Annotated in this window: 27 protein-coding genes; 10 read left to right on the plus strand and 17 right to left on the minus strand. The window is 72.9% G+C overall.

All coding sequences use genetic code 11. From position 1 onward, the window contains the following. The 4 genes from P3T27_RS07160 to hemL all read right to left on the minus strand — a co-directional run bounded on the left by P3T27_RS07160 (position 1) and on the right by hemL (position 3597). Entirely contained in the window at positions 1 to 735 is a 735-nt protein-coding gene (locus P3T27_RS07160) for a cytochrome c biogenesis protein CcdA (RefSeq protein ID WP_280675787.1), read from the minus strand. 35 nt (positions 736 to 770) lie between these two features. Continuing rightward, complete coding sequence (locus P3T27_RS07165) at positions 771 to 1379, minus strand: TlpA disulfide reductase family protein (RefSeq protein ID WP_280675410.1); 609 nt, start codon at positions 1377 to 1379, stop codon at positions 771 to 773. A 176-nt stretch (positions 1380 to 1555) separates the two neighbouring features. Next, complete coding sequence (locus P3T27_RS07170; protein ID WP_280675412.1) at positions 1556 to 2236, minus strand: histidine phosphatase family protein; 681 nt, start codon at positions 2234 to 2236, stop codon at positions 1556 to 1558. A 32-nt stretch (positions 2237 to 2268) separates the two neighbouring features. After that, on the minus strand, positions 2269 to 3597 hold the full coding sequence (gene hemL, locus P3T27_RS07175) for a glutamate-1-semialdehyde 2,1-aminomutase (protein ID WP_280675414.1): 1329 nt from the start codon (positions 3595 to 3597) through the stop codon (positions 2269 to 2271). Positions 3598 to 4030: 433 nt separating this feature from the next. On the opposite strand from hemL, the gene P3T27_RS07180 reads away from it, so the two are divergent. After that, a complete protein-coding gene (locus tag P3T27_RS07180) occupies positions 4031 to 4519 on the plus strand; it encodes a hypothetical protein (RefSeq protein WP_218198242.1) in 489 nt (162 codons plus the stop codon). Between the two features lie 82 nt (positions 4520 to 4601). Here P3T27_RS07180 and P3T27_RS07185 read toward each other — a convergent pair whose 3' ends face one another. From P3T27_RS07185 to P3T27_RS07205, 5 genes are all read right to left on the minus strand, one after another. Next, a complete protein-coding gene (locus P3T27_RS07185) occupies positions 4602 to 6044 on the minus strand; it encodes an MFS transporter (protein WP_280675418.1) in 1443 nt (480 codons plus the stop codon). Positions 6045 to 6137: 93 nt separating this feature from the next. After that, on the minus strand, positions 6138 to 6626 hold the full coding sequence (locus P3T27_RS07190) for a MarR family transcriptional regulator (RefSeq protein ID WP_280675420.1): 489 nt from the start codon (positions 6624 to 6626) through the stop codon (positions 6138 to 6140). Positions 6627 to 6688: 62 nt separating this feature from the next. After that, positions 6689 to 7969 (minus strand): glycosyltransferase family 39 protein, encoded by a 1281-nt coding sequence (locus tag P3T27_RS07195; RefSeq protein WP_280675422.1) that lies wholly within the window; start codon positions 7967 to 7969, stop codon positions 6689 to 6691. A gap of 189 nt (positions 7970 to 8158) precedes the next feature. Further along, entirely contained in the window at positions 8159 to 9835 is a 1677-nt protein-coding gene (locus P3T27_RS07200; RefSeq protein ID WP_280675424.1) for an RICIN domain-containing protein, read from the minus strand. A 235-nt stretch (positions 9836 to 10070) separates the two neighbouring features. Further along, positions 10071 to 10310: a chaplin gene (locus P3T27_RS07205; protein WP_280675425.1), complete on the minus strand. Its 240-nt coding sequence runs from the start codon at positions 10308 to 10310 to the stop codon at positions 10071 to 10073. 226 nt (positions 10311 to 10536) lie between these two features. On the opposite strand from P3T27_RS07205, the gene P3T27_RS07210 reads away from it, so the two are divergent. The 4 genes from P3T27_RS07210 (at position 10537) to P3T27_RS07225 (ending at position 12143) form a co-directional block, all read left to right on the plus strand. Beyond that, a complete protein-coding gene (locus P3T27_RS07210; RefSeq protein WP_280675428.1) occupies positions 10537 to 10788 on the plus strand; it encodes a chaplin in 252 nt (83 codons plus the stop codon). Between the two features lie 233 nt (positions 10789 to 11021). Next, positions 11022 to 11264, plus strand: coding sequence for a chaplin (locus tag P3T27_RS07215; protein WP_280675430.1), 243 nt, complete (start codon positions 11022 to 11024; stop codon positions 11262 to 11264). A 108-nt stretch (positions 11265 to 11372) separates the two neighbouring features. Continuing rightward, on the plus strand, positions 11373 to 11642 hold the full coding sequence (locus P3T27_RS07220; RefSeq protein WP_280675432.1) for a chaplin: 270 nt from the start codon (positions 11373 to 11375) through the stop codon (positions 11640 to 11642). Between the two features lie 120 nt (positions 11643 to 11762). Continuing rightward, positions 11763 to 12143: a hypothetical protein gene (locus P3T27_RS07225; protein ID WP_280675434.1), complete on the plus strand. Its 381-nt coding sequence runs from the start codon at positions 11763 to 11765 to the stop codon at positions 12141 to 12143. A 78-nt stretch (positions 12144 to 12221) separates the two neighbouring features. Here the strand turns inward: P3T27_RS07225 and P3T27_RS07230 are convergent, their stop codons facing one another. After that, positions 12222 to 12878 carry a hypothetical protein gene (locus P3T27_RS07230; protein ID WP_280675436.1) on the minus strand — a complete coding sequence of 219 codons (657 nt, stop codon included), beginning with the start codon at positions 12876 to 12878 and terminating at the stop codon, positions 12222 to 12224. A gap of 302 nt (positions 12879 to 13180) precedes the next feature. Between P3T27_RS07230 and P3T27_RS07235 the strand changes: the two genes are divergently transcribed. From P3T27_RS07235 to P3T27_RS07245, 3 genes are all read left to right on the plus strand, one after another. Next, positions 13181 to 13525 carry a rodlet layer protein gene (locus P3T27_RS07235; protein ID WP_280675437.1) on the plus strand — a complete coding sequence of 115 codons (345 nt, stop codon included), beginning with the start codon at positions 13181 to 13183 and terminating at the stop codon, positions 13523 to 13525. A 73-nt stretch (positions 13526 to 13598) separates the two neighbouring features. Continuing rightward, on the plus strand, positions 13599 to 13943 hold the full coding sequence (locus P3T27_RS07240) for a rodlet layer protein (protein ID WP_280675438.1): 345 nt from the start codon (positions 13599 to 13601) through the stop codon (positions 13941 to 13943). 221 nt (positions 13944 to 14164) lie between these two features. Beyond that, the gene (locus P3T27_RS07245) at positions 14165 to 14431 is read left to right on the plus strand and encodes a hypothetical protein (RefSeq protein ID WP_280675439.1); all 267 of its coding nucleotides are present in this window, start codon (positions 14165 to 14167) and stop codon (positions 14429 to 14431) included. 61 nt (positions 14432 to 14492) lie between these two features. On the opposite strand, the gene hemB is transcribed toward P3T27_RS07245, so the two are convergent. The 7 genes from hemB to P3T27_RS07280 form a co-directional block, all read right to left on the minus strand. Then, positions 14493 to 15473 (minus strand): porphobilinogen synthase, encoded by a 981-nt coding sequence (gene hemB / locus P3T27_RS07250; protein ID WP_280675441.1) that lies wholly within the window; start codon positions 15471 to 15473, stop codon positions 14493 to 14495. 67 nt (positions 15474 to 15540) lie between these two features. Continuing rightward, complete coding sequence (locus P3T27_RS07255) at positions 15541 to 17190, minus strand: bifunctional uroporphyrinogen-III C-methyltransferase/uroporphyrinogen-III synthase (RefSeq protein WP_280675443.1); 1650 nt, start codon at positions 17188 to 17190, stop codon at positions 15541 to 15543. Further along, on the minus strand, positions 17187 to 18197 hold the full coding sequence (hemC, locus tag P3T27_RS07260) for a hydroxymethylbilane synthase (protein ID WP_280675445.1): 1011 nt from the start codon (positions 18195 to 18197) through the stop codon (positions 17187 to 17189). The genes P3T27_RS07255 and hemC overlap by 4 nt, the downstream gene beginning before the upstream one ends. 41 nt (positions 18198 to 18238) lie before the next feature. Further along, complete coding sequence (locus P3T27_RS07265) at positions 18239 to 19600, minus strand: glutamyl-tRNA reductase (protein WP_280675447.1); 1362 nt, start codon at positions 19598 to 19600, stop codon at positions 18239 to 18241. A 31-nt stretch (positions 19601 to 19631) separates the two neighbouring features. Next, on the minus strand, positions 19632 to 20519 hold the full coding sequence (locus P3T27_RS07270) for a redox-sensing transcriptional repressor Rex (RefSeq protein WP_280675789.1): 888 nt from the start codon (positions 20517 to 20519) through the stop codon (positions 19632 to 19634). A 107-nt stretch (positions 20520 to 20626) separates the two neighbouring features. After that, complete coding sequence (locus P3T27_RS07275) at positions 20627 to 21373, minus strand: 3'-5' exonuclease (protein ID WP_280675449.1); 747 nt, start codon at positions 21371 to 21373, stop codon at positions 20627 to 20629. A gap of 162 nt (positions 21374 to 21535) precedes the next feature. Then, on the minus strand, positions 21536 to 21820 hold the full coding sequence (locus P3T27_RS07280; protein WP_280675451.1) for a glutaredoxin family protein: 285 nt from the start codon (positions 21818 to 21820) through the stop codon (positions 21536 to 21538). 119 nt (positions 21821 to 21939) lie between these two features. Here P3T27_RS07280 and P3T27_RS07285 point away from each other — a divergent pair, with 119 nt between their 5' ends. Further along, positions 21940 to 22959: an HAD-IB family hydrolase gene (locus tag P3T27_RS07285; RefSeq protein ID WP_280675453.1), complete on the plus strand. Its 1020-nt coding sequence runs from the start codon at positions 21940 to 21942 to the stop codon at positions 22957 to 22959. Positions 22960 to 23521: 562 nt separating this feature from the next. After that, a complete protein-coding gene (locus P3T27_RS07290) occupies positions 23522 to 24325 on the plus strand; it encodes an ECF subfamily RNA polymerase sigma factor, BldN family (protein ID WP_280675791.1) in 804 nt (267 codons plus the stop codon). Positions 24326 to 24454: the final 129 nt, after the last annotated feature.

Raw genomic sequence — 24454 nt, forward strand, 5'->3', positions numbered from 1 at the left:
TCAGATTCCGATCCGGAAGTCGGTGGTCCAGGACTGCAGTTCGCTCATCATCGAGTCCCAGGCCCCGGTGACGAGCAGCAGACCGACCACGACGAGCATGCCGCCGCCGATCCGCATGACGAGCGGGTAGTGCCGCTTGACCCACCCGAAGGCACCCAGCGCCCGGCGGAAGGCGACCGCAGCCAGGATGAACGGTACGCCCAGGCCGAGGCAGTAGAAGGTCGTCAACAGCGCGCCGCGCTGGGCGTCGGCCTGGTTGAGCGCCAGGTTCTGCACGGCGGTCAGGGTCGGGCCCATGCAGGGGGTCCAGCCGACGCCGAAGACGACGCCGAGCACCGGCGCGCCCAGCAGGCCCACCGCCGGGCGGCGGTGCGAGCGGACCTCGCGCATGCTCAGCCCGGGCACCAGGCCCATGAAGGCCAGGCCCATCACGATGGTGAGCGAGCCCAGCACGATGCTGATGGTCCGCTTGTAGTCCTGCAGCTCCTGGCCGAAGTAGCCGAACAGGGCGCCGGTGGAGACGAAGACCGCGGTGAAGCCGAGGATGAACAGCACCACCCCGAGCAGCATCCGGCCGCGCTTCGAACCGCGGGCGTCCGCGAGGTCGGCGGCGGAGAAGCCGGTCACGTACGACAGGTAGCCGGGCACCAGCGGCAGCACGCACGGTGAGAAGAACGACACCAGCCCGGCCGCCAGCGCGACCGGGGCCGCGACCAGCAGGGCCCCGCTCTGCATGGTCGAGGTGGTGTCGGCGAGTTGGAGTGCGGCACTCACTGCTTCTGCTCCGCGACCACGGGCTGGAGGATCGACTCCAGCGCGTCCTCGGTCGTGCCGCCGACGGCGCGGGCGGCCAGCTTGCCGTCGCGGTCGACGATCAGGGTGGTCGGGATGGACTGCGGGTTGAGGCTGCCCTTGGGGAACTTGAGCAGCTGGGTGCCGGCCGGGTCGAAGACGCTCGGGAAGGTGACGCCCTGCTCCTGCTCGAAGCGGACGGCGTTGGTCTTGTCGGCGTCCCGGGTGTTGATGCCGAGGAACTGGACGCCCTGGTCCTGGTACTTCTCCGAGACGGCCTGGAGGCTCTTCGCCTCGGCCCGGCACGGCCCGCACCAGGAGCCCCAGACGTTCAGCACCACGACCTTGCCGCGGTAGTCCGAGAGCTTGGCCTGGCCGCCCTCCAGGGTCTCCCCCGAGATGTCCGGCGCGTTCCCGCGCTTGCCGGTGTCCGCCTTCGACAGGTTGGTCCCCTTGACGGTGACGAAGCCGACCTGGCTCTCACCGCTGCTCGACGAGCCCGAGGAGGAGCAGCCGGTGAGGGCGAGCGCAGCGGCAGCGGCGGTGGCGGCTGCGGCTGCTGCGACACGGGGACGGGGGCGCGTCATGGCAGACATGTGAAAAGTTTCGCATGGAGGTCCGGGCGGGTTCGGGGGGGTCCGCTCTAGCGCGTCGCACCACCCCTGACCTGCGGCTGGACCAGACCACCCGGCGTGCGCCGGGCGGCCTGACCCCATACTTACGCACCGCTTACGCTACGTGCGCGCGGGCGTGCGAGCCTGCCTCAGGCGCCGAAGCTCTTGCCCACCGGCTTGTCCTTGCCGCCCTTGCCGATCAGGTGTGCGGGCAGCAGGTCGCGGGCCGGTTCGCGGTAGCCGACCGAGACGATCTTGTCGCCCTCGAAGGTGAAACTGGTCAGCGAGGCCAGCGAGCACTGCCGGCGGCGCGGGTCGTGCCAGAGCCGGCGGCGCTCGACGAAGGAGCGGACGACCCAGATCGGCAGCTGGTGGCTGACGCAGACCGCCTCGTGCCCGCGCGCGGCGTCCCGGGCGGCGCCGAGCGCGCCCATCATCCGCACCACCTGGTCGAGGTACGGCTCGCCCCAGGAGGGCTTGAACGGGTTGGTGAGGTACTTCCAGTAGCCCGGGTTCTTCAGCGAGCCGTCGCCGACGCCGAAGGTCTTGCCCTGGAAGATGTTGTCCGCCTCGATCAGCCGCTCGTCCGCCGCGACGTCCAGGCCGAGTGCCTTGGCGATCGGCCCGGCGGTCTCCTGGGCCCGCTCCAGCGGGGACGCCACCACGTGGGTGATGTCCCGGCCGGCCAGGTCCTCGGCGACCCGCTCGGCCATCTCCCGGCCCAGCTCGGACAGCCGGTAGCCCGGCAGGCGCCCGTACAGGATGCCCTCCGGGTTGTGCACCTCCCCGTGCCGCATCAGATGGACGACGGTGATCTCTTTGGCGCTCACTTCTCAGTACTCCTGGGGCTCGCAGGGATGGACTAGGCCGTGGCCGCGGCGGCCGCGCGGGCGGCGGCCGGCAGGGCGGCGGCGATCCGCTCGATCGCCCGCTCGTCGTGGCTCGCCGAGACGAACCAGGACTCGTAGGCGGACGGCGGCAGGTAGACGCCCTCGGCGAGCATCGCGTGGAAGAAGGCGGTGAAACGGTACGCCTCCTGGGTCTTGGCCTCGTCGTAGTTGGTGACGGCGGCCTCGGTGAAGAACACCGAGAACATGTTCCCGGCGGTCTGCAGCCGGTGCGTCACGCCCTCCTTGGTGAGTGCCTGCGACACCAGGCCGGAGACCTCGGCGGCGACCTTGTCGACGGTCGCGTACACCTCGTCGGTGCAGCCGCGCAGCTGGGCCAGGCCGGCCGCGGTGGCGATCGGGTTCCCGGACAGGGTGCCCGCCTGGTAGACCGGGCCGGCCGGGGCCAGGTGGGCCATCACGTCGGCGCGCCCGCCGAAGGCCGCGGCCGGGAAGCCGCCGCCCATGACCTTGCCGAAGGTCAGCAGGTCCGGCGCCCAGCCCTCGTTCGCCGCCTCCAGGCCGTACCAGCCGGCCTTGGAGACGCGGAACCCGGTCATCACCTCGTCCGAGATGAACAGCGCGCCGTTCGCCTGGCAGAGCCGGGCCAGGCCCGCGTTGAAACCGGGCAGCGGCGGGACGACGCCCATGTTGCCGGGCGAGGCCTCGGTGATCACGCACGCGATCTCGCCCGGGTGGGCGGCGAAGGCCCGCTCGACGGCGGCCAGGTCGTTGTACGGCAGCACGATGGTGTCGCCGGCCTGGGCGCCGGTGACGCCCGGGGTGTCCGGCAGGCCGAAGGTGGCCACGCCGGAACCGGCGGCGGCCAGCAGGGCGTCCACGTGACCGTGGTAGCAGCCGGCGAACTTCACCACCTTCGCGCGGCCGGTGAAGCCGCGGGCCAGCCGGATCGCGGACATGGTGGCCTCGGTGCCGGAGGAGACCAGGCGGACCTGCTCGACCGGGGCGACCCGGCCGACGATCTCCTCGGCCAGCTCGACCTCGCCCTGGCCGGGCGTGCCGAAGGAGGTACCGCGGGTGACCGCCTGCTGGACGGCGTCGATCACCGCGGGGTGCGCGTGGCCGAGGATCATCGGACCCCACGAGCACACCAGGTCGACGTACTCGCGGCCGTCGGCGTCGGTGAGGTAGGGGCCGGTGCCGGACACCATGAAGCGCGGCGTGCCGCCGACCGCGCGGAAGGCGCGCACCGGGGAGTTGACGCCGCCGGGCGTCACGACGGAGGCGCGGTCGAACAGCGACTGGGACTTGGGGGCTTCGTAGGGGTAGCTCACGGGAGACATGGTCTCAAATCGTGTCCTTGAGCTCTGCATGTCGGACCCGATCATCTGGAACGATGATCCGGGCACCGTTGTCTGTACGGTTGTCCATAGGGAAGGGGCCGCTGACTGCTCCGGAGCACGGACCAGTCAGACTGTGTACTCAGAGTGCGCAGGTGCTCCGGTTGTGTGCAGGGGTGTGGAGAGGACTGCCGCGTACCGCGGGTGGGTACGGCGGCGCATGACGGGTAAGGAGCACGTCCGGCGGGATGCCGGACGTGCGGGGGTCTGTCGATTCCGGCGAATTCCGGTGAGGATGGTCCGAGTGTCCGAGGCGCAGGACGGCTACGACGAGGCCGCGGGGGGCTCCCGCAGGCCCACCGAAGCCGGACGCGGGGGTACGGGAGCGGGTACGGGTCGTGGCCGCCGCGGCGGCGAGAGGCGGGGTGAGGGACGCGTGGGGGTGACGTACAAGTACTTCGGCGCACCCGACCGCGCCACCGCCGCCAGAGTCCCCACCGCCCTCGGCCCCGGCGGGCTCGGCCTGGACGCCGGCGAACTCGGCTCGCTCGGGCGGCTGGGCGACCTGATGGAGACCAGCGGCTCCCCCAACGGCCACCTCTCCACCAAGATCAAGCCGGAGACCATGAGCGCCATGGTCCTCACCGGCATCCAGGGCGTCCCGCTGCACCAGGTGCCGCCGCTGGAACTCGTCGTGCTGCACCCCGACTACGCCGTCGTCCAGCTCCCGCAGAACGTCGTCGAGCCGCTCCGCAAGGCCGACGAGACCGAGCTCGGCGCCGCGGCCTTCATCTGGTCCACCGTCCCCGACCGGCGCGGACCGCGCGACGCCTTCGTGATCTACAGCATGCTGCACGAGTGGCAGGACTTCGCCAACCGGCTGCACGACGCCGGGCACCAGCTGTACTGCCTGGTCTGGCCCTGAGTTCCGGGCTTCGAGCCCCGAGCCGCACGCCCTTCACCCCGACCGCTGAACGTTGGCCGGGGCAAGGAGACTTGACGCGGCGTCACCCGCGCTGGGCCGCCGGCTGCAGGACCGCCGCCGCCAGCAGCAGCGCCGCGGTGAGCAGGCCGGCGGCGGTCGCGAAGGCGAGCCGGAAGCCGCCGGTCAGGGCGTCCGCGGTGGAGTGTCCGGCGGCGGCCAGGACGGCGGTGCGGCCGTTGGCGAGGGTGGTGAGGACGGCGACGCCGAGTGCGCCGCCGATCTGCTGGCTGGTGTTGAACAGCCCCGAGGCGGCGCCCGCGTCCGCCGGTCCGGCGCCCGACATGCCCAGCACCGCGAGCGTGGACAGCACCAGCCCGCCGCCCCCGATGAGCAGCATGGTCGGCAGCAGGTGGACGGCGTAGTCGGCGTCGGTCGGCAGCCGGACCAGCAGACCGAGTGCCGCGACCAGCAGGGCGAGGCCGGCGAGCAGCACGGCGCGCTCGCCGAAGCGGGCGCTCAGCCGGGCGGAGAGCAGCAGCGACACCGCGCCGATGGCGACCGCGGCCGGCAGCATCGCGAGGCCGGTAGCGGCGGCGCCGTAGCCGAGCACGTTCTGCGCGTACAGGGCGACCAGGATCTGGAACGCGAACATCCCGGAGATGGTCAGGATCTGGACCAGGTTGGCGCCGGAGACGTTGCGGGAGCGGAACATCCGCAGCGGCAGCAGCGGGTGCGCGGCCCGCGACTCGTGGAACAGGAACGCGGCCAGCAGGCCGAGGGCCAGCACGCCGAGGCCGAGCGTGCGGGCGGAGGCCCAGCCGTGCTCGCCGGTGCCGACGATGGCGTAGACGCCGAGCATCAGGGCGGCGGTGATCAGCGCGGCGCCGGCCGCGTCGGCGCCGGCCCGCAGGCCGGGGCCGCGTTCGGCGTCCAGCACCCGGACGGCGAGCAGGGTGGCGACGAGACCGAGCGGCAGGTTGATCAGGAAGATCCAGTGCCAGTCGAGGGCCTCGGTGAGCACGCCGCCGAGCACCTGGCCGATCGAGGCGCCGGCCGCGCCGACGAAGCTGAACGCGCCGATCGCGCGGCCGCGTTCGCGCGGTTCCGGGAAGAGCGTGACGATCATGCCGAGGCTGACCGAGGAGGCCAGCGCGCCGCCGACGCCCTGGAGGAAGCGGGCGGCGATGAGCGGGCCGGGGCCGGGGGCGACCGCGCACAGCAGCGAGGCGGCGGTGAAGACGGTGAGGCCGGTGACGAAGATCCTCTTGCGGCCGATCAGGTCGCCGAGCCGTCCGGCGAGCAGGAGCAGGCCGCCGAAGGCGATCAGGTAGGCGTTGACGGTCCAGGTCAGGCCGGCGGGCGAGAAGCCGAGGTCCTGCTGGATGGCCGGCAGGGCGACGGTGACGATCGAGCCGTCCAGGACGATCATCAGCATTCCCGCGCAGAGCACCACCAGGGCGAGCGTGCGGGAGCGGGCGGGGGCCGAGGGCGCCGGAGCGGGCGCGGTCGGGGCGTGCGTGGTCATGGCGGGTCTCCCGGTTCGTCGAGTACCGGGTGAGACGCTATCAGATTGTTTTGTTCGGGACTATCTATCTCAGGAGCAACTTCCGGGCGTGGCTCAGCCCCGGGCGCGACGCGCCCGCCGCACCGTCCGTTCACTCTCCACCGGCTCCGCCAGATGCCCGTCCACCAGGCGCGTCAGCGCCGACACGAACGCCTCCCGCTCCGACCCCGGCAGCGACTCCAGCACCTCCCGGTGCACCCGGTCGGCGATCGCGGTGCCCTGCTCGACGGCGCGCACACCGGCCTCGGTGACGGAGATGATCCGGGCCCGGCGGTCGGTCGCGGACGGGCGGCGCTCGGCCAGGCCCGCCTTCTCCAGCTCGTCCACGGTGACCACCATGGTGGTCTTGTCCAGGTCCGACAGCTCGGCCAGCTGGATCTGGGTGCGCTCGGCCTCCTGCGCGTGGAACAGCACGCAGTACGCGCGGGGGGTGATCCCGAGCTCGGCGAAGGCGGCCGCCATCCGGGTCGCCAGGACGTGGCTCGCGTGGTCCAGCAGGCCGGAGAGGTCGCTGATCTGGCGCAGGGGCGGGGTCGTCGTCATACGTCCGAGGTTAGCAACGGCCGTCCACTGTCGGATGATCCCGTTGCCAACCAACGCCGGGTCTACGGGATGCCCAACTCGAACAGCGCATACCCGGCGTACCAACCCGCCGCCAGCACCGGCATCGCGAACAACCCGACCAGCGAGGACGTCCGCACCCGGCGCAGCGCCACCGCCAGGCCGATGAACAGGGGGAAGGCCGGCAGCAGGTAGCGCGAGATGTTGCCGAAGATCTGGTTGCTGCTCAGCGCGGTGGCGATGGTGAGCGCCGTGTAGACCACCAGCACCAGCGGCGGCCGGGCGCGCCACAGCAGCACCAGCAGGCCGGGCAGGGCGATCAGCAGGGCGATCGCGATCAGGTCCGGGACGGGGTTGGACTGCCAGAAGTCCCAGTGCCCGGTGATCACGTCCATGACCGTCCGGACCGTGGAGGCACCGCCGTCGAAGTACCGGTTCCAGGCACCCCGCTGCAGCTTGAAGTAGCCGCCCCAGTCGCCCATCCGGTAGCCGACCCAGGCGACGTACCCGATCAGGCCCCACGGGGTGATCAGCATCGCGGTCAGCGGCCTGGCCACCCCGTCGGTGCGCCGGATCAGCGCCACCAGCGCGGCGATCGAGACGGCGGCGATCAGCACGGCGGCGGTCGGCCGGTTGAGGCCGGCCACCAGCGCCAGCAGGCCGGCCGCCAGCCAGCGGCGGGTCATCACGCAGTAGCAGGCCCAGGCGGACAGCGCGACGAACAGCGAGTCCGAGTAGACCGCCCACTCCACGCCCGAACCCGGGAACAGGCCCCAGATCACCGCGGCGATCACGCCCGCCCGGAAGCCGCCGAGCCGCTCGGCGACCGCGAAGATCCCCGCCGCCGCGACGAGCGAGGCGACCACCGAGACCACGATCCCGGAGCCGTACGGGCCGAGCCCGGTGACCGCGCCGACCAGCCGCATCAGCCACGGGTAGAGCGGGAAGAAGGCGGCCGAGTTCTCGTAGTAGGTGGCCAGCGGCCAGCCGTGCAGCGGGATCAGCTGCGGGTCGTACCCGTTCTCGGCGATCCGCTGGTACCAGACGCCGTCCCAGGTGCCCAGGACGTCCCACGGCTGGGCGCCGCCGCCGCGGCCCGGCTGCTTCTTCAGGTAGTCCCCGGTGTGCGACAGCAGCATCATGAAGACCGTCAGGCCGGTGGCCTTGACCACCGCGTACGCGCCGAGCGCGGGCGCGAAGCGGTTCACCAGGGCGCCGAACCGCCCGGGCGCCCGGCCCTCCGCCTGCTCGGGCCGCTCCGCCTCCGGCGCGGCGGGCAGACCGGGATCGGTGCTGGACGACTCGGTGCTCGATGCCGTGCTCATCTGCTCTGGGTACTCCCCGCCCCGCTGGTGGTCCGCGCGGCTACGGCGCAGCGATTTTTCAGGTGAGCCTACGGCACACCCCCACCAGCCCCGCGAACGGCCGCCCATCCCCGAAACCCCGTGGCGCCGCCGTACCCGGTGGGTGGGGGTGTCGCCGCCCGGGTGGGGGCGGCGACGGGGTGAGGCGGGTCAGCTGTGGAGGTAGACGATGCCGAGTTTGGTGAGCTGCCAGAGCTGGGCGGGGGCGCCGGTGTCGGTGGCGAGTTCGGCGTAGGGGTTGCCCTTGGCGTCGAGGGTGGTGCCGGGGGCGATCACCTTGGTCGGGTCCTGGGAGTCGGCGATCTTGTAGCGGCCGCCACCGGCCGGCTTGAGGACCCAGTGCTGGTTGCCGCCGCCGTTGCAGCGCCACTGCTGGATCCGGGTGCCGGTGGCGGTGGAGGCGGCGTTGGCGTCCAGGCACATGCCCCGGTTGCCGCTGAAGTCGAGCTCGTAGCTGCCGCCGTCCTTGGCCTCCAGGACGAAGGACTGGTTGAGCCCGCCGGTGGCCGGATAGGTGATGGCGGCCCGGCCGTCGGTGGAGTCGCCGTAGGTGCCGCCGCCGGTGAGGTCGAGCACGGTGCCGGACGCCGCGTTGGTGAGCTGGTACCAGGAGCCGTCCTCGGGGACGTCCCCGAACGGCTGCCCGGGGGTGAGGGGCTGGATGGCGGTGGTGTTCTGCTGATTGAGCGTGCAGTAGGCCTGCGCCAGTTCGGGCTTGGCGAAGAACTGGCCGAGGCAGACGCCCTCGCCGCGGTAGCCGGCCACCCGCAGGTGGTACGACTGGCGGATCATGTTCATGCACAGGCCGGGGATGCCGATCTGCGAGTCGCAGCCGTTGCGTGCCCACTCGGAGAGGTTGATGACGTCCCCGTTGGTGTACTCGTACGGGGAGCTGGTCCACTCCGCGCAGACCTCGTGCCCGAAGGCGACCCGCCGCTGGTCGAGGTAGCGCACGCCGGGCACCTGCTCGGCGGCCCCGCGCAGCGCGTCACTGAACGTCGGCACCACCCAGTTGTGGCCCCAGGCGAGATCCTCGGGGAAGGCCGGACAGCCGTCGGTGATCTTGCCGAGGTAGTCGTTGCGCCGGATGTCCGGGGTGATCGGATTGAAGTACGACTGGTAGACCAGCTGGTACGAGGAGTCGGCGTAGCCCGCCTTCCGCATGGTCTGCCGGATGTTCTGGAGCGCCGCGACCACCTTCGGCTGGACCCGCTTGGCGCGCTGGACGATCTCGTCGCTGCCGATGGTGTCGCGGCAGCCCTGGCTCTTGGGGATCGGGAAGTACTGCGCGAGGCAGTTCATCATGATCCCGCTGAAGTCGAAGTCGTCGTTGGCGCCGATCGTGACGACGACCATCTTCACGTCGTACTTGCCCGCCGTGTCGGCGAGTTTGACGTCCTGCTTGGGCTCACCGAAGTCGCCGCTGCCGGAGCCGGTGATCTTGGCGAGCTCCGGGTCGCTGACCAGGTCGCCGGTCTGGGCGCCGGAACAGGCGAGGTCGATCGGGGTGACCCCGGGGATGTCAGTGACGAAGATCTCCGACTTCGGGTGCCGGTGGCAGTAGTTGGTGGGGCTGTCGGTCTCCGGGAAGTAGCCGTCACCGGTGTCGGTGCCGGCCCCCTCCCCGGAGATGGCGCTGTCGCCGAGGGCGACGATCGCGGCCGGGCGGGTGGCGCCGGCCGTCGGGGCGGGGTCGGCCAGCGCGGCGGGGGCGCCGGCCAGGCCGAGGGTGGCGACGAGGACGCCGGTGGCGAGCAGCGCGGCGTACGGGGAACGGCGCGCCACCGTCCGGGGGCGCCGGGCCGCTGGTATTCGGGACCTGATCACACGCGACTCCTTGCGGGGGGGGTGGGAGCCGCCCGGCCGGGGGCGCCGAGCGGCGCGGAGCAAGAAAGGTGAGCAGGTCTCACATCCTAGGTACTGACAAGTAATGCAACAAGGCTTGTGGCAACGCCGGACACTGACGCCACGGCACAGCTCCGGACATGCTGAGAGCCGCCGCCCCGCGCCCCAGGAGGGAAGCGCGGAACGGCGGCTCTCACCGGCCGAACCGGGAGCTGGTTCAGCCCAGGTTGGCGCAGTGGTTACCGAACGCCGGGTTCAGCAGACCGACGGCGTCGATGGTGTTGCCGCACAGGTTGACCGGAACGTGAACCGGAACCTGGATCTGGTTGCCCGAGATGACACCGGGGGAACCCGCGGCGACACCCTCGGCGCCGGAGCTGGCCATCGCGGTGCCGGCGCCGGCGGCCACGATGCCCACCACGGCCGCGCCGACGGCGGCGGTCTTCTTGATGCTCATACGAGCCTCCTGACTGTTCAACAGAGATGCACGGGGAGTGCGACATCTAGAACGAGACCCACTCGGACCGGTTGCGACGGTACGCACACTGCCACCCGTCTGGCCCAACGGCGACGGCGACCGGCATTCGGGTGATCAGCGGACCGGACCGTTTCCCCTCGCGCGGCGCCTCGTTCTCTCTGGCGGAACACCATCCGGCCCCTCCAACACGAATCGAGTACCGCTCATGCGCAAGCTCGCCCACGGCGTCGTCGGCACCGCGGCCGGCGCCGCTCTGCTCGCCGCCGGTGCCGGCGTCGCGTCCGCCCACCACCTGCACGGCGCGTCCGCCGAGGGTGTCGCGGCCGGCTCGGCCGGTGCGGTCTCGGGCAACTCGGTGGAGGTGCCCGTGCACATCCCGCTGAACGTGTGCGGCAACTCGGTCGACGTGGTGGGCCTCCTGAACCCGGCGTTCGGCAACAACTGCCTCAGCGCCTGACCGGGAATTCCCTGGTCGCGCCTTTGCCCGAACCGTTCCCGGCCGTGCGGGAAAGGTCGGCGGGGCGCTGGAGAAACGCGGCGGCTGCGTCGACGCCCGAGCCATGGGCGAAACACGCCGGTGTACGCCGCCGGAGTGACCATCACGGCAATCCCAGAATCCATCGGGTGAGTATTCGTGCTCGCCCGGCCCCCGACATTTCCCATCCGTCGGGCAGAAATCAGAGGAAAGACATGCGCAACGTCAAGAAGGCCGCCGCCCTGTCCCTGGCCGCCACCGGCCTGGTCCTCGGTGCCGCCGGAGGCGCGTTCGCCAGCTCCGGCGCCCAGGGCGTGGCCGCCGGCTCCCCCGGCGTGCTCTCCGGCAACCAGATCCAGATCCCCGTGCACATCCCGGTCAACGTGTGCGGCAACTCCATCGGCATCGTCAGCATCCTGAACCCGGCGCTCGGCAACAGCTGCCTCAACGCCGGCTGAACCGGCGGTCGCCGACCCGGCGACGCTGATTCACCGAGCCCGTGCCGCGCCCCGCAGCGCCGGGGTGCGACGCGCTCCACCCGTGTGTGATCGAGGAGATCAACCCCCATGCAGAACGTGAAGAAGGCCGCCGTCCTGTCCGCCGCCGCCGCCGGCCTGGTGCTGGGCGCGGCGGGTTCCGCCGCCGCCAGCTCGGGCGCGGAGGGCGTGGCCGCCGGCTCCCCCGGTGTCGTCTCCGGCAACCAGATCCAGGTCCCGGTGCACATCCCGGTCAACCTGTGCGGCAACTCCATCAACGCCGTCGGCCTGCTGAACCCGGCCTTCGGCAACAGCTGCGCCAACGTGGAGGCGCACCCGAAGCCCGCGGACGACTGCTGATCCCGGATCGGCACGCGTTCCGGCCGAACTGCCCCCCGACCAACCGGCCGGGGGGCTGTTCGGCATCCCCGGGCGGCCGGCGGCCGTCCTGGACCCCGATCCACCGAAGGGTGATTCCGCATGGTTTCGAAGAAGAGCGGGGCCGGTCTGGTCGCCGCCGTCGGCGCCGCGATGCTGTTCGGCGCAGGCTCCGCGCAGGCCGCCCCCGCGACCGGCCCGGCCCCTGAGTCGGGCCCGGCCAAGCTGGCGAAGACGGACGTCGGCCAGGCGCTGAACGGGACGACCTCCGGGCTCGGCTACGGGCTCGCGCCGGTCAAGGACCTGCGCCTGGACCCGTGGGCGAACTCCTCGGCCGACGTGCTCAACAACGGCGCGACCGTCCAGCCGGACCAGGGCCTGGCCCCGGTCGGCACCAGTGGGCTGACCGGCCCGCTGAGCGCGGGCGGCGGCGTCCGGGACCTCCCGCTGGTCGGCGGGCTGACCGGCGTCCTGCCGGGCTGAGCCGCCGGCCCGGACGAAAGCCCGGCACCCCGGTCGTACCCGGGGTGCCGGGCTCCGCCACGCCCGGAGCCGCTGGGCTCAGAGCTGGGTCAGGTCGGTCAGGCCGGTCTGCTGCACCACGCCGGTGGTGGTCGCGGTGGTCGGCGCGGCCAGGTCGCCCACCTCGTCGGTGACCGAGATCCGGTGGTCGTCGTCGCCCAGGCTGGCGGTGGCCCCGGGGACGGCCTGCACGGTTCCGGTGACCAGCCGCGGGTCCACCTCGTCCACCTTGAGCCGGCCGTCGGCCAGCTGGCCGGTGCCGTCCTGGACGAGGGCGAGCGGCTTGCCGAGGGCCAGGCCGGGGGTGTCCGCGTGCAGCGGCGCGGCCGGGGACTCCAGCAGCACCTGGCCGAGGTCGGCGCCCTGGTCGACCAGCGGGAGCGGCAGCTGGGCCTTGGCGCTCGGGCCGACCTTGCCGGTGTGCAGCTCGGGGACCAGCCGGTCCGGGATCAGCTCGGTGCTGGTGGTGCGGCCGGGCGCCGGCGGCATGATCAACGAGGTCGGGATGCCGGCCGTGAGGTGGCTGCCGAGCGGGGTGAGCGGCACGTCCGCCGGGACCTGCTGGGTGGCCAGCTTGTCCTCCAGGGCACCGACCCGGTCGGGGCCGATCGGGGCGGCGGAGGCCGCTCCCTGGGACGCGAGCATGCCCGCACCGACCGCCAACAGCATCGCGCCGGCCCGCTTGGAGAACTTCATGCTTTTCACCGTTCCGCCTGTCCGTACTGGAGATCTCTGAAAGGAGGGGCTGCGGGGCGCAGCCGGAAAGCAATCTGCCTCAACGAGTGACCGCGAGTGCGGATTGCGGCGGTTAACCGGTTCGGCCCAATAATCCGACCGTAAACCATCCGACGACGCGCCTCACGGACTCTTTTCAGAAATCCCCGTAACCTTCCGTGCCGTCATTCTTTGATCTGGACGTCAGTGACTGCAGACCGGGCCTGAGCGTTCTACGCGTTGTACGCACGGAAACCAAGAGCATTTCAGAGAGGGATCTCCCCATGATCCAGAAGTCCTTCGCCGCCGCCGGCCTGGCCGTCGCCGCGCTGGCCGCCGCCGCCGCGCCCGCCTCGGCCATCGGTGACGCGGACGGCGCCGCCGCCTCCATCGAGGGCAACGGCGGCACCAACTTCACCGGCACCGTCGGCAACAACAGCCCGAACTTCCACTTCCTGGACAACGCGAACATCTGCCTGCCCGAGATCCACAACATCGCCGTGAGCGGGGTCGGTCTGGCCATCCCGGTCGAGGTCCCGATCGCCAACAGCGGCGGCAGGCAGTACTGCACCCAGGGCCAGGGCACCCAGAGCCACGGCGACGCCGGCGTGTCCCACCTGGTCGGCTGACCGTTCCCCAGCTGTACTCCCCCGTACCACCCTTCGCATCGCTCCCCGATTCATCCCCGAGAGGAAACCGGAAATGATCAAGAAGTCCCTCGCCGCCGCCGGCCTGGCCGCCGCCGCCATCGCGATGTCCGCGGGCTCGGCCTCCGCCATCGTCGACTCGGACGGCGCCGCCACCACGGTCCAGGGCAACGGCGGCACCAACCAGACCGGCACCCACGGCAACGGCAGCCCGAACTTCCACACCCTGGACAACCCGAACATCTGCCTGCCCGAGGTCCACAACATCGCCGTCGCCGTTGCCGGTGCCGCGGTTCCGATCGAGGTGCCGATCCTGAACAGCACCCCGAAGCAGATCTGCAACGTCGGCCAGAACACCCAGTCCTCGGGCGACGCGGGCGTCTCGCACCTGATCGGCTGATCAAGGGGCACCGCACGGACGGAGGGCCCGGGGAGGTACGCCTCCCCGGGCCCTCCGGGCGCTACGGGCAAGGTGTCCGGTCGGCCGCCGAACTGGTGCGGACCGGCCGGGTGACCGGGCGTTCGGGACCGGCGCGCGAGGTGCCGACGCGAACGACCGGATGTGATCACGCGTCAGAGGCAGAGCGCCCTCCGCGGCGCTCCGAAAGAGAGGGCATTTCCATGAAGAGCAAGCTGGCCAAGGCCGCACTGACCGCCACCGCCGCGCTGGCGCTCGCGGGTGCCGCCACCCCGGCGTTCGCCCACGTCGGTCTCGCGGGCGGCGGCGGGTTCGTCGCCTCGGGCGACCAGCCGTTCGTGGCCGGCGCGGGCTGGGGCGTCGGCCACACCAGCGACGTCATCGCCGGCGGCTTCGGTGGCGGCGCCGCCACCGCCACCGACGTGATCGGTGGCGGCGAGGGCTTCGCGCACATCAACGGCTGGAAGTAGAACCCGGAAGGCCGGGCCGCTCCCAGGGGGAGGGGCCCGGCCTTCCGCCGTGCGCTGGACGCTACTTGAGCATCGCGGCGGCCTCGACCGCCCAGTAGGTGAGGATCTGTTCGGCCCCGGCCCGGCGGATCGAGGTGAGCGTCTCCATGATCATCCGCTCCCGGTCGATCCAGCCGTTCGCCGCGGCCGCCTCGACCATCGCGTACTCGCCCGACACCTGGTACGCCGCGACCGGCACCGGCGAGGCGTCGGCGACCTGGCGCAGGATGTCCAGGTAGGCCATGGCCGGCTTCACCATCACCAGGTCGGCACCCTCGGCGAGGTCCTGCTCCAGCTCGCGCAGCGCCTCGCGGGCGTTCGCCGGGTCCTGCTGGTAGCTCTTGCGGTCGCCCTTGAGCGAGGAGCCGACGGCCTCGCGGAACGGGCCGAAGAACGCCGAGGCGTACTTGGCGGTGTAGGCGAGGATGCCGGTGTCCTGGTGCCCGGCCTCGTCCAACGCCCTCCGGACCACCGCGATCTGGCCGTCCATCATGCCGGACGGGCCGACCAGGTGGACGCCGGCGTCCGCCTGCACCCGCGCCATCTCGGCGTAGCGCTCCAGGGTGGCGTCGTTGTCCACGCTGCCGTCGGCGGCCAGCACGCCGCAGTGGCCGTGGTCGGTGTACTCGTCCAGGCAGAGGTCCGACATGACCACCAGGGAGTCGCCGACCTCGGAGACCACGTCCCGGATCGCCTGCTGGAGGATGCCGTCCGGGTTGGTGCCCTCGCTGCCGATCGCGTCCTGCACCTCCGGGACGCCGAACAGCATGAGGCCGCCCAGACCCGCCTCGGCCGCCTCCACCGCGGCCTTGCGCAGGGTGTCCCGGGTGTGCTGGACCACGCCCGGCATCGAACTCACCGGGACGGGCTCGCTGACGCCCTCGCGGACGAAGAGCGGCAGGATCAGCTCCGCCGGGTGCAGCCGGGTCTCGGCCACCAGGCGGCGCATCGCCGGGCTCTGGCGCAGCCGGCGGGGGCGAACGTACGGGAATTCAGCGGACACGGCTTCTCTCTCCGAACGGTTGTGCAGTGCCGGGGGCGACGGATCGCCGCCCCCGGTCCCGAGGGTGTCAGCGGGCCTTGCGGCGCGATCCCGGGCGGCGCTCGCTGGGCCGGTAGACCGGCTCGCCGGCGGCCGTGGCGGTGTCGCGGCGCTTGGCTCCGAAGTCTGCCAGGGCCTGGGCCAGCGCGGCCGCCGACGGCGCCGGAGCCATCACGTCGACCCGCAGGCCGTGCTCCTCGGCGGTCTTGGCGGTGGCCGGGCCGATGCAGGCGATGACCGTCACGTTGTGCGGCTTGCCGGCGATGCCGACCAGGTTCCGGACGGTCGAGGACGAGGTGAACAGCACCGCGTCGAAGCCGCCGCCCTTGATCGCCTCGCGGGTCTCGGCCGGCGGCGGCGAGGCGCGCACCGTCCGGTACGCCGTCACGTCGTCGACCTCCCAGCCGAGCTCGACCAGGCCGGCCACCAGGGTCTCGGTGGCGATGTCGGCGCGCGGCAGCAGCACCCGGTCGATCGGGTCGAAGACCGGGTCGTACGGCGGCCAGTCCTCCAGCAGCCCGGCCGCGGACTGCTCCCCGGAGGGCACCAGGTCCGGCTTCACGCCGAAGTCCACCAGGGCCTGGGCGGTGGTCTCGCCGACCGCCGCGACCTTGATCCCGGCGAACGCGCGGGCGTCCAGGCCGTACTCCTCGAACTTCTCCCGGACGGCGCGGACGGCGTTCACCGAGGTGAAGGCGATCCACTCGTAGCGGCCGGTGACCAGGCCCTTGATGGCCCGCTCCATCTGCTGCGGGGTGCGCGGCGGCTCGACCGCGATGGTCGGCACCTCCTGCGGCACCGCGCCGTACGAGCGCAGCTGCTCGGACAGGCCGGTGGCCTGCTCCTTGGTGCGCGGCACGAGCACGTTCCAGCCGAACAGCGGCTTGGTCTCGAACCACGAGTGCGAGGACCGGTGGGCGACCTGCTCGCCCACCACGGCTATCACCGAGGTCGCCGGATCCACCGGGGCGGAGACCGGCGAGGGCAGCACCCGGGCGGCCTTCAGGTCGGCCGCGATGGCGGACAGGGTGGAGGTGAAGGTCCGCTGGCGGGTGGTGGTGCCGGAGAGCGTCGCGCTCAGCGCCGACTCCGGCTTGCGGCCGTTGGCGACCAGCGCGTTGGCGGTGGCCGGCAGCTGGCCCAGGGTGGTCCGGACCACCAGGGTGGTCTCCGGCGCGCCCAGGTCCACCGGGCTGCCGGCGAGCAGCGCGGTGCCGTCCACGAAGCGGACGTCGGTGCCGGCCGCGCCGCGCAGCGGGACGCCCGCGTACGCCGGGACGCCGACCGACTGGGCGACGCCCGGGATCACCTCGAAGGGGATCCCGTCGCCCGCGCAGCGGAGCATCTCCTCGGCGGCGCAGCCGTCCAGGCCCGGGTCGCCGTCGACGGTGCGGACCACGTGCTTGCCGGCCCGCACGGCCTCGGCGACCAGCCTGGCCAGGTCGAAGTCCGCGCCCTCGGCGGCCGGGGTGTGCACCTGCACGCCGGTCGGGCAGTGGGTGCGCACGGCCGCCGCGGTCAGCGGGTCGGCGACCAGGACGTCGGCCGAGGACAGCACCTCGACCGCCCGCAGGGTCAGCAGCCCCGGGTCCCCGGGGCCCGCGCCCAGGAAGGTGCACCGTCCGGTGGCGGACTGGCCGCCCGGGAACGGGGTTTCGGTGGCGGCGGTGGGGCTCATCGGGCTCGCTCCCCCATCAGGGTGGCCGCGCCCGCGTCGAGCAGCCGGGCGGCCAGCGTGCGGCCCAGGGCCGTCGCGTGCTGCTCGGCGGTCTCGTCGAGGACGATCGGACCGTTGGCGGACATCTTCAGCAGGGCGGCGCCGTCGGGGTCTCCGACCACGCCCTCCAGCCGCAGTTCGTTCGGCCGGACCCAGGTGGCCAGCGCGGCCACCGGCGCCGAGCAACCGGCCTCCAGGGTGGCCAGCAGGGCGCGCTCGGCGGCCACGGCGACCCTCGTGGGGGTGTGGTCCAGGGCGGCGAGCGCGGCGGTCAGGTCGGTGTCGGCGGCGGTGCACTCGATCGCGAGCGCGCCCTGGCCGGGGGCCGGGATCATCAGCTCCGGGTCGAGGTGCTGGGAGATCTCGGCGGACCGGCCGAGCCGGTTGAGGCCGGCCGTGGCCAGTACCACCGCGTCCAGCTCGCCGTTGGTGACGTAGCCGATCCGGGTGTCCACGTTGCCGCGGATCGCGACGGTCTCCAGCGCGGCGCCGCGGGCCCTGGCCCAGGCGTTCAGCTGGGCCATCCGGCGCGGTGAGCCGGTGCCGATCCGGGCCGGGCGACCGGCGCCGGCCAGCTTCTCCACCAGCTCGTCCAGGGTCAGGCCCTCGGCGGCGACCAGGGCGTCCCGGACGTCCTCGCGCTCGGGGACGGCGGCCAGCACCAGACCCTCCGGTGCGGCGGTGGGCAGGTCCTTGAGCGAGTGCACGGCGAAGTCGATCCGGCCCTCCAGCAGTGCGTCCCGCAGCGCGGAGACGAACACGCCGGTGCCGCCGATCTGCGCCAACGCCTCCCGGGAGGTGTCGCCGTAGGTGGTGATCTCGACCAGCTCGACGGGGCGCCCGGTGACCCGGGTCACCTCGCGGGCCACCATGCCCGACTGGGCCATGGCGAGCGCGCTGCGCCGGGTGCCGAGCCGCAGGGTCGCGGTGGCGGCCGGGGCCTGCTCCGTGATCGGTTGACCATTCATGAGGTGATCGTCCCGGTGGTACTCGTGGGATGGCTGACGGTTCATCTGGCGCCCCCGCCCGAAGGCTGGGGGCCACCGACGGGTGTGCCCGACACGGCGTGCACGGCCGCCGGGTCGAGGTCGAACAGCTCGCGCAGGGCGTCCGCGTAGGAGGCACCGCCGGGCTCGGCGGCCAGCTGCTTCACCCGGACGGTCGGGGCGTGCAGCAGCTTGTCGACGACGCGGCGGACGGTCTGGGTGATCTCGGCGCGGGAGCGCTCGTCCAGGTCGGGCAGCCGGGAGTCCAGCCGGACCAGTTCGGCGGCGACCACGTCGGAGGCCATCGCCCGCAGCGCGACCACGGTCGGCGCGATCCGGGCGGCCCGCTGGGCGGCGCCGAAGGCGGTCACCTCGTCGGCGACGATCCGGGAGACCTGGTCCACGTCGCCGGCGCCGGGGGTGGCGGCGTGCGCGTGGGAGAGGCTCTCCAGATCCACCAGCAGGGCGCCGGGCAGCTCGTGCACGGCGTGGTCGACGTCGCGCGGCATGGCCAGGTCGAGCAGGGCGAGCGGCTGGTCGGCCCCGCGGCGGAACCGCTGGGCGTCGCTGCGGGCGGCGACCGCGGCGGCCACGTCCTCGGCCTTGATCACCACGCCGGCCGCGCCGGTGCAGGAGATCACCAGGTCGACGTCGGCCAGCGCCTCCGGCACCTTGGCCAGGTCCAGGGTGCGGGCCACGTCGGAGCCGAGGATCTCGACCAGGCGCTCGGCGCGGGCCGGCGTCCGGTTGGCGATCAGCAGGTCGGTGACGCCGCAGCGGACCAGGGTGGCGGCGGCCAGCGAGCTCATCGAGCCCGCGCCGACCACCAGCGCCCGCTTGCCGGCGATCTCGCCCGCGCCCACCGCGACCTGCTCCAGGCCGAAGGTCACCAGCGACTGGCCGGCCTTGTCGATGCCGGTCTCGCTGTGCGCCCGCTTGCCGACCCGCAGCGCCTGCTGGAACAGCTCGTTCAGGCCGCGCCCGGCGGTGTGCTCCTCCTGCGCCGTGGCCAGCGCGTCGCGCAGCTGGCCGAGGATCTGGCCCTCGCCGACGACCATCGAGTCCAGGCCGCAGGCCACCGAGAACAGGTGGTGGACGGCGCGGTCCTCGTAGTGGACGTACAGGTGGGAGGTCAGCTCCTCCAGGTCCACCCCGCTGTGGTGGGCGAGCAGCAGAGACAGCTCGGCGACACCGGCGTGGAACTTGTCCACGTCCGCGTACAGCTCGATCCGGTTGCAGGTGTTCAGCAGCGCGGCCTCGGCGACGGTCGCGGTGGCGGCCGCGTCGTGCAGCAGCCGGGTCGGCACCTCACCGGTCAGCGCGGCGCGCTCCAGCACGCCGACCGGCGCCGTTCGATGGCTCAGTCCAACGACGAGAAGACTCATGCCCGCCCCCTGGTCCCACGGTTATCCGTACTCATGCGGGCATCACCGCGGGGAGATCGCCATCCCCGCCCTTGCCGGACTTGCCCTGCTCGGCCTGGTCCTTGGCCGCCGTCTCGGCGGTGCCGCGGCCCTTGCCGTTGCCGCCGGCCGCACGGCGCAGCTTGGCCGCCGCCGCCCGGACCGGGCCCGGGGCGCGGTCCAGCACCGACTCGGTGCGGTCCGGCTCCTCGCCGGCCTTGCGCTGCTCGTGGAAGGCCAGGATCTGCAGCTCGATGGAGAGGTCGACCTTGCGCACGTCCACGCCGTCCGGGACGGTCAGCACGGTCGGGGCGAAGTTGAGGATGCTGGTGACACCGGCCTCCACCAGGCGGTCGCAGACCTGCTGGGCGGCGCCGGGCGGGGTGGTGATCACGCCGATCGAGACGTGCTGGCTCTCGACGATCGACTCCAGCTCGTCCATGTGCCGCACCGGCAGGCCGGCCGCGCTGCCGCCGACCACGTTCGGGTCGGCGTCCAGCAGGGCCGCCACCCGGAAGCCGCGGGAGGCGAAGCCGCCGTAGTTGGCGAGGGCGTGGCCGAGGTTCCCGATGCCGACGATGACGACCGGCCAGTCCTGGGTCAGGCCCAGCTCGCGGGAGATCTGGTAGACGAGGTACTCGACGTCGTAGCCGACACCGCGGGTGCCGTAGGAGCCGAGGTAGGAGAAGTCCTTGCGCAGCTTGGCCGAGTTCACGCCGGCGGCGGCGGCCAACTCCTCGGAGGAGACGGTCGGCACCGAGCGCTCGGAGAGCGCGGTGAGCGCGCGCAGGTAGAGGGGCAGGCGGGCGACGGTCGCCTCCGGGATGCCCCGGGCACGCGAGGGTCGGCGCGCGGCGCCCTGGTCGGGCGTCTGCGAACTGCTCTGTGGTGATCGGCCGATTGCCACGGTGCTCCTGTGGGTGAAGCTGGGCTTTGGCAGCCAGGCTATGCGTTTGTGAACGTGTGCACAAAGATGGTGTCCGTTTTGTCCCCGCACAGTGATGCGCATCACGCCGACGAACCCATAGCACCGGCCTGTGTCAGTAGTACCTCCGGGGCCGGGGCGTCGGGAAGCCACGGACCGAACAACGTCTCCCGGCGCACCAGCGGAACCGGCGTACCGGACGGGCGGGACCGGGCCCGGCCCAGTCGCGGCCACGGCACCCGGGCCGCCTCGCGCAGCGGGCCAGCCCAGTCGTCCGGCGGGCAGGACGGGACGCCGACGCAGTGCCGCAGCAGCTCGGCGGTCACCCGGGCGTCGCCCAGCGCGGTGTGCGCCGGGTACCAGCCCAGGCCCGCCGCCGCCACGCAGGCCGCCAGGCCGTGGCCGCCGGCCTCCGGCAGGTGGGCGCGGGCCAGCCGCATCGTGCACAGCAGCGGGACGGGCGGCAGCGACACCCCGATCCGGGCGAACTCGCGATCCAGGAAGGCGTGGTCGCAGCTGACGTGGTGGCCCACCAGCACCCGGCCGGCCAGCAGCTCCAGCAGTCGCGGGGCGATCTCCCGAAAGCGCGGGGCGCCCTCGACGTCCGCCTGGCGTATCCGGTGCACGTGGGTCGGGCCGACCGGGCCCAGCGGGTCGAGCAGGGTGGCGAACTCCCCCTCCGGACGCAGCCGCTCGTCCAGCAGCACCACCGCGACCTCGACCACCCGGTGCCGCCACGGGCTGCGGCCGGTCGCCTCCACGTCCACCACGGCGAAGCCCCGGGCGCCGTGCGGGGCTTCGGGCGTCCCAGGGGTCGGGCGGGGAAGCATGGCGGCACTCCTCGTGTGCTCAGCCCCCCACGGGCGCAAACGCGTTCGATCGTAAGCCGACCAACCGGCCCCGGCTCAAGCCGGAACGGGGTGTCTTTGGCAACGATTCGGCGAACCGCCCCCGCCGAGTGGCGGGGGCGGTGGAGGGTGCGCGCGGGCCCGTCAGCCGCCGAGGGCGGCGCGCAGGCGGCGCTCGTCGACCCGCCAGAAGTCGTGCTGACGGCCGTCGATCAGGGTCACCGGGATCTGCTCCCAGTAGCGCCGGTACAGCTCCTCGTCCTGGGTGATGTCCTTCTCCTCGAAGGTCGCGCCCAGCTCGCCCGTCACCCGGACGATCACCTCCCGGGCCTCGTCGCACAGGTGGCAGCCGGGCTTGCCGACCAGGGTCACGGTGCGGTCGGCCGGCGCGGGCCGGGGGCTCTTGTCACGTCGCAGCAGTGGGCTCACCCGGCCATTGTCCGCCTGCCCCGCACCCGCCCCGCCGGGGCCCGGGGCCGCCCGGTGTTCACCGCGCGGGCACGCCGCCGTCACGGCCGCTCCGCGCCCGGCTGGCTATGCTCGGTGGCATGGCCGTGCTCCGAAGGCTCACCCAGGCGAAGCGTTCCACCACCGGGCGGAGCGCCCTGGCGGGCGAGGCCGCCGCCGAGGCGGCGGAGGCCGCGCTGCGGGCCGAGCCGGCACCGGACACCGCCCCTGCGGCGAACGGCCCCCTGGACGGCACCACCGGGGAGAGCGCCGCCGCCCCCGCCGCGGGCAAGGCCGGGAAGGCGCCCAAGGCCCCGGCTGAGAACCACACCCCCGAGCCGGACGATCCGCGCGCCGCCGCGTTCTTCGACTGCGACAACACCATCCTGCGCGGCGCCGCGATCTTCTACCTCGGGGTCGGCCTCTACCGGCGCGGCTTCCTCACCCGTCGCGACATCGCCCGGTTCGCCTGGCAGCAGGCCTGGTTCCGGCTGCACGGCGCCGAGGACCCGGACCACATCTCGGACGCCCGGAACACCGCCCTCGGCATCGTCGCCGGCAAGCCCACCGCCGACCTGGAGGCGATCTGCGAGGAGATCTTCGAGCAGGTCGTCGCCGACAAGATCTGGCCGGGCACCCGCGCCCTGGTCCAGATGCACCTAGACGCCGGCCAGCGGGTCTGGCTGGTGACCGCCGCCCCGCTGGAGGTGGCCCGGATCATCGCCCGCCGGCTCGGCATGACCGGCGCGCTCGGCACCATCGCCGAGGCCGACGGCGGCCGGTACACCGGCCGGCTGGTCGGCGAGCTGCTGCACGGCCCGGCCAAGGCGGCCGCGGTGCGCGCGCTGGCCCGGCGCGAGCGGCTGGACCTCGACCGCTGCGCCGCGTACAGCGACTCGGCCAACGACATCCCGATGCTCTCGCTGGTCGGCCACCCCTACGTGGTGAACCCGGACGGCGCGCTGCGCCGCCACGCCCGGGCCCAGGGTTGGCGGGTCCGGGACTTCCGGACCGGGCGGAAGGCGGCCCGGGTGGGGCTGCCGGCGGCCGCCGCGCTCGGGGTGCTCGCGGGCGCGGCCGCCGCCGGGGTGGCGCTGAACCGCCGCCGCCGCTGCGCCTGACGGGCTCCCGCCGCCCCGGTCCACCCCGCCGCCCCGGCTCCCCTGGGCGGGTGACCGGACGTCAACCGGGGCTCTGACCTGCCCCCTCGTACGGGCGAACTCCCGCTACCCGTACGGCTTTCCGGCCTAGTGAGCGAACCTGTCAGCCAGTGACCGGTTCTGATCGTTCGTCAGACCGGGAAAGCCAGGGGTTGCCGGGCCTCAAGTCAGGGAAACCACCCGCCAGACCACCGAATTGGTCACCCTGAGCACCCGATCGGTCACGTTGGGCCGGATGAACGATGACAGGTCCGGTCGGCGTCCGACGAATATGCGCGGTGAATGGATCCCAAACGACCACTTCGACCACACGGTGTAGCTGTCATTGCACAAAGCGTTATTCTCTCCTGGATGCACGTCACCACGCGTCTCGCTCGAACGGGCGGCGCGGGAGTGCTCTCCGCGCAGGCGGAGGTGATCCGTCCACAGTTCTGCCTCTGGGAGTCCCGTGTACCCACCCGTCCGGAACGACGCGCCTGCACCCTCCCGCCCGTCGTCCGCGCCCCTGCGCCCCCGCACCGGCATCCGCGGCCGCCCGGTCGCCGACCGGCAGATCTCCACCGGCCTGGACCTGCTGCGCACCCTGCTCCGCAGCCAGCTCGCCGCCTCGCCCCAACTCGTGCCCGCCGGAGCCCCGTTCGGCCACTCGCACGGCACCGGCCTGGCGCTGCGCACCACCGCCGCCGGCTCGACCGGCACCGGCTCGCGCGGCCGCACCGGCACCACCGGCGTCGGCCGCAGCCGGACCCGGACCGCGCCGAGCCCCGGCTACGAGACCGAGCACAACCCGATCATGGAGCTGGTCGAACGGGCCCAGGCCGGCGAGAGCGAGGCCTTCGGCCGGCTCTACGACCACTACGCGGACACCGTCTACCGCTACATCTACTACCGCGTCGGCAGCCGGGCCACCGCCGAGGACCTCACCAGCGAGACGTTCCTGCGCGCGCTGCGCCGGATCGGCACCTTCACCTGGCAGGGCCGGGACTTCGGCGCCTGGCTGGTGACCATCGCCCGCAACCTGGTCGCCGACCACTTCAAGTCCAGCCGCTTCCGGCTGGAGGTCACCACCGGCGAGATGCTCGACTCCAACGAGTGCGAGCGCAGCCCGGAGGAGTCGGTGCTGGAGTCGCTCTCCAACGCCGCCCTGCTGGACGCGGTGCGCCGGCTCAACCCGCAGCAGCAGGAGTGCGTCACGCTCCGCTTCCTGCAGGGGCTCTCGGTGGCCGAGACCGCGCGGATCATGGGCAAGAACGAGGGCGCCATCAAGACCCTCCAGTACCGCGCCGTGCGCACCCTGGCCCGGCTGCTGCCGCCGGACGCGCGGTGAGGCGACGGTGACCGGGGGCGGCATAGCCGGTGGGCGTCCCGGCGGGACGTCACCATCCGTGCCCGATCGACACGTCCGGGTGAACGGTCGATCCGATGATCAGCCGCGCGTAACCCACCGCCCTCGCCA

The organism is Kitasatospora sp. MAA19 (assembly GCF_029894125.1).
GTDB lineage: Bacteria > Actinomycetota > Actinomycetes > Streptomycetales > Streptomycetaceae > Kitasatospora.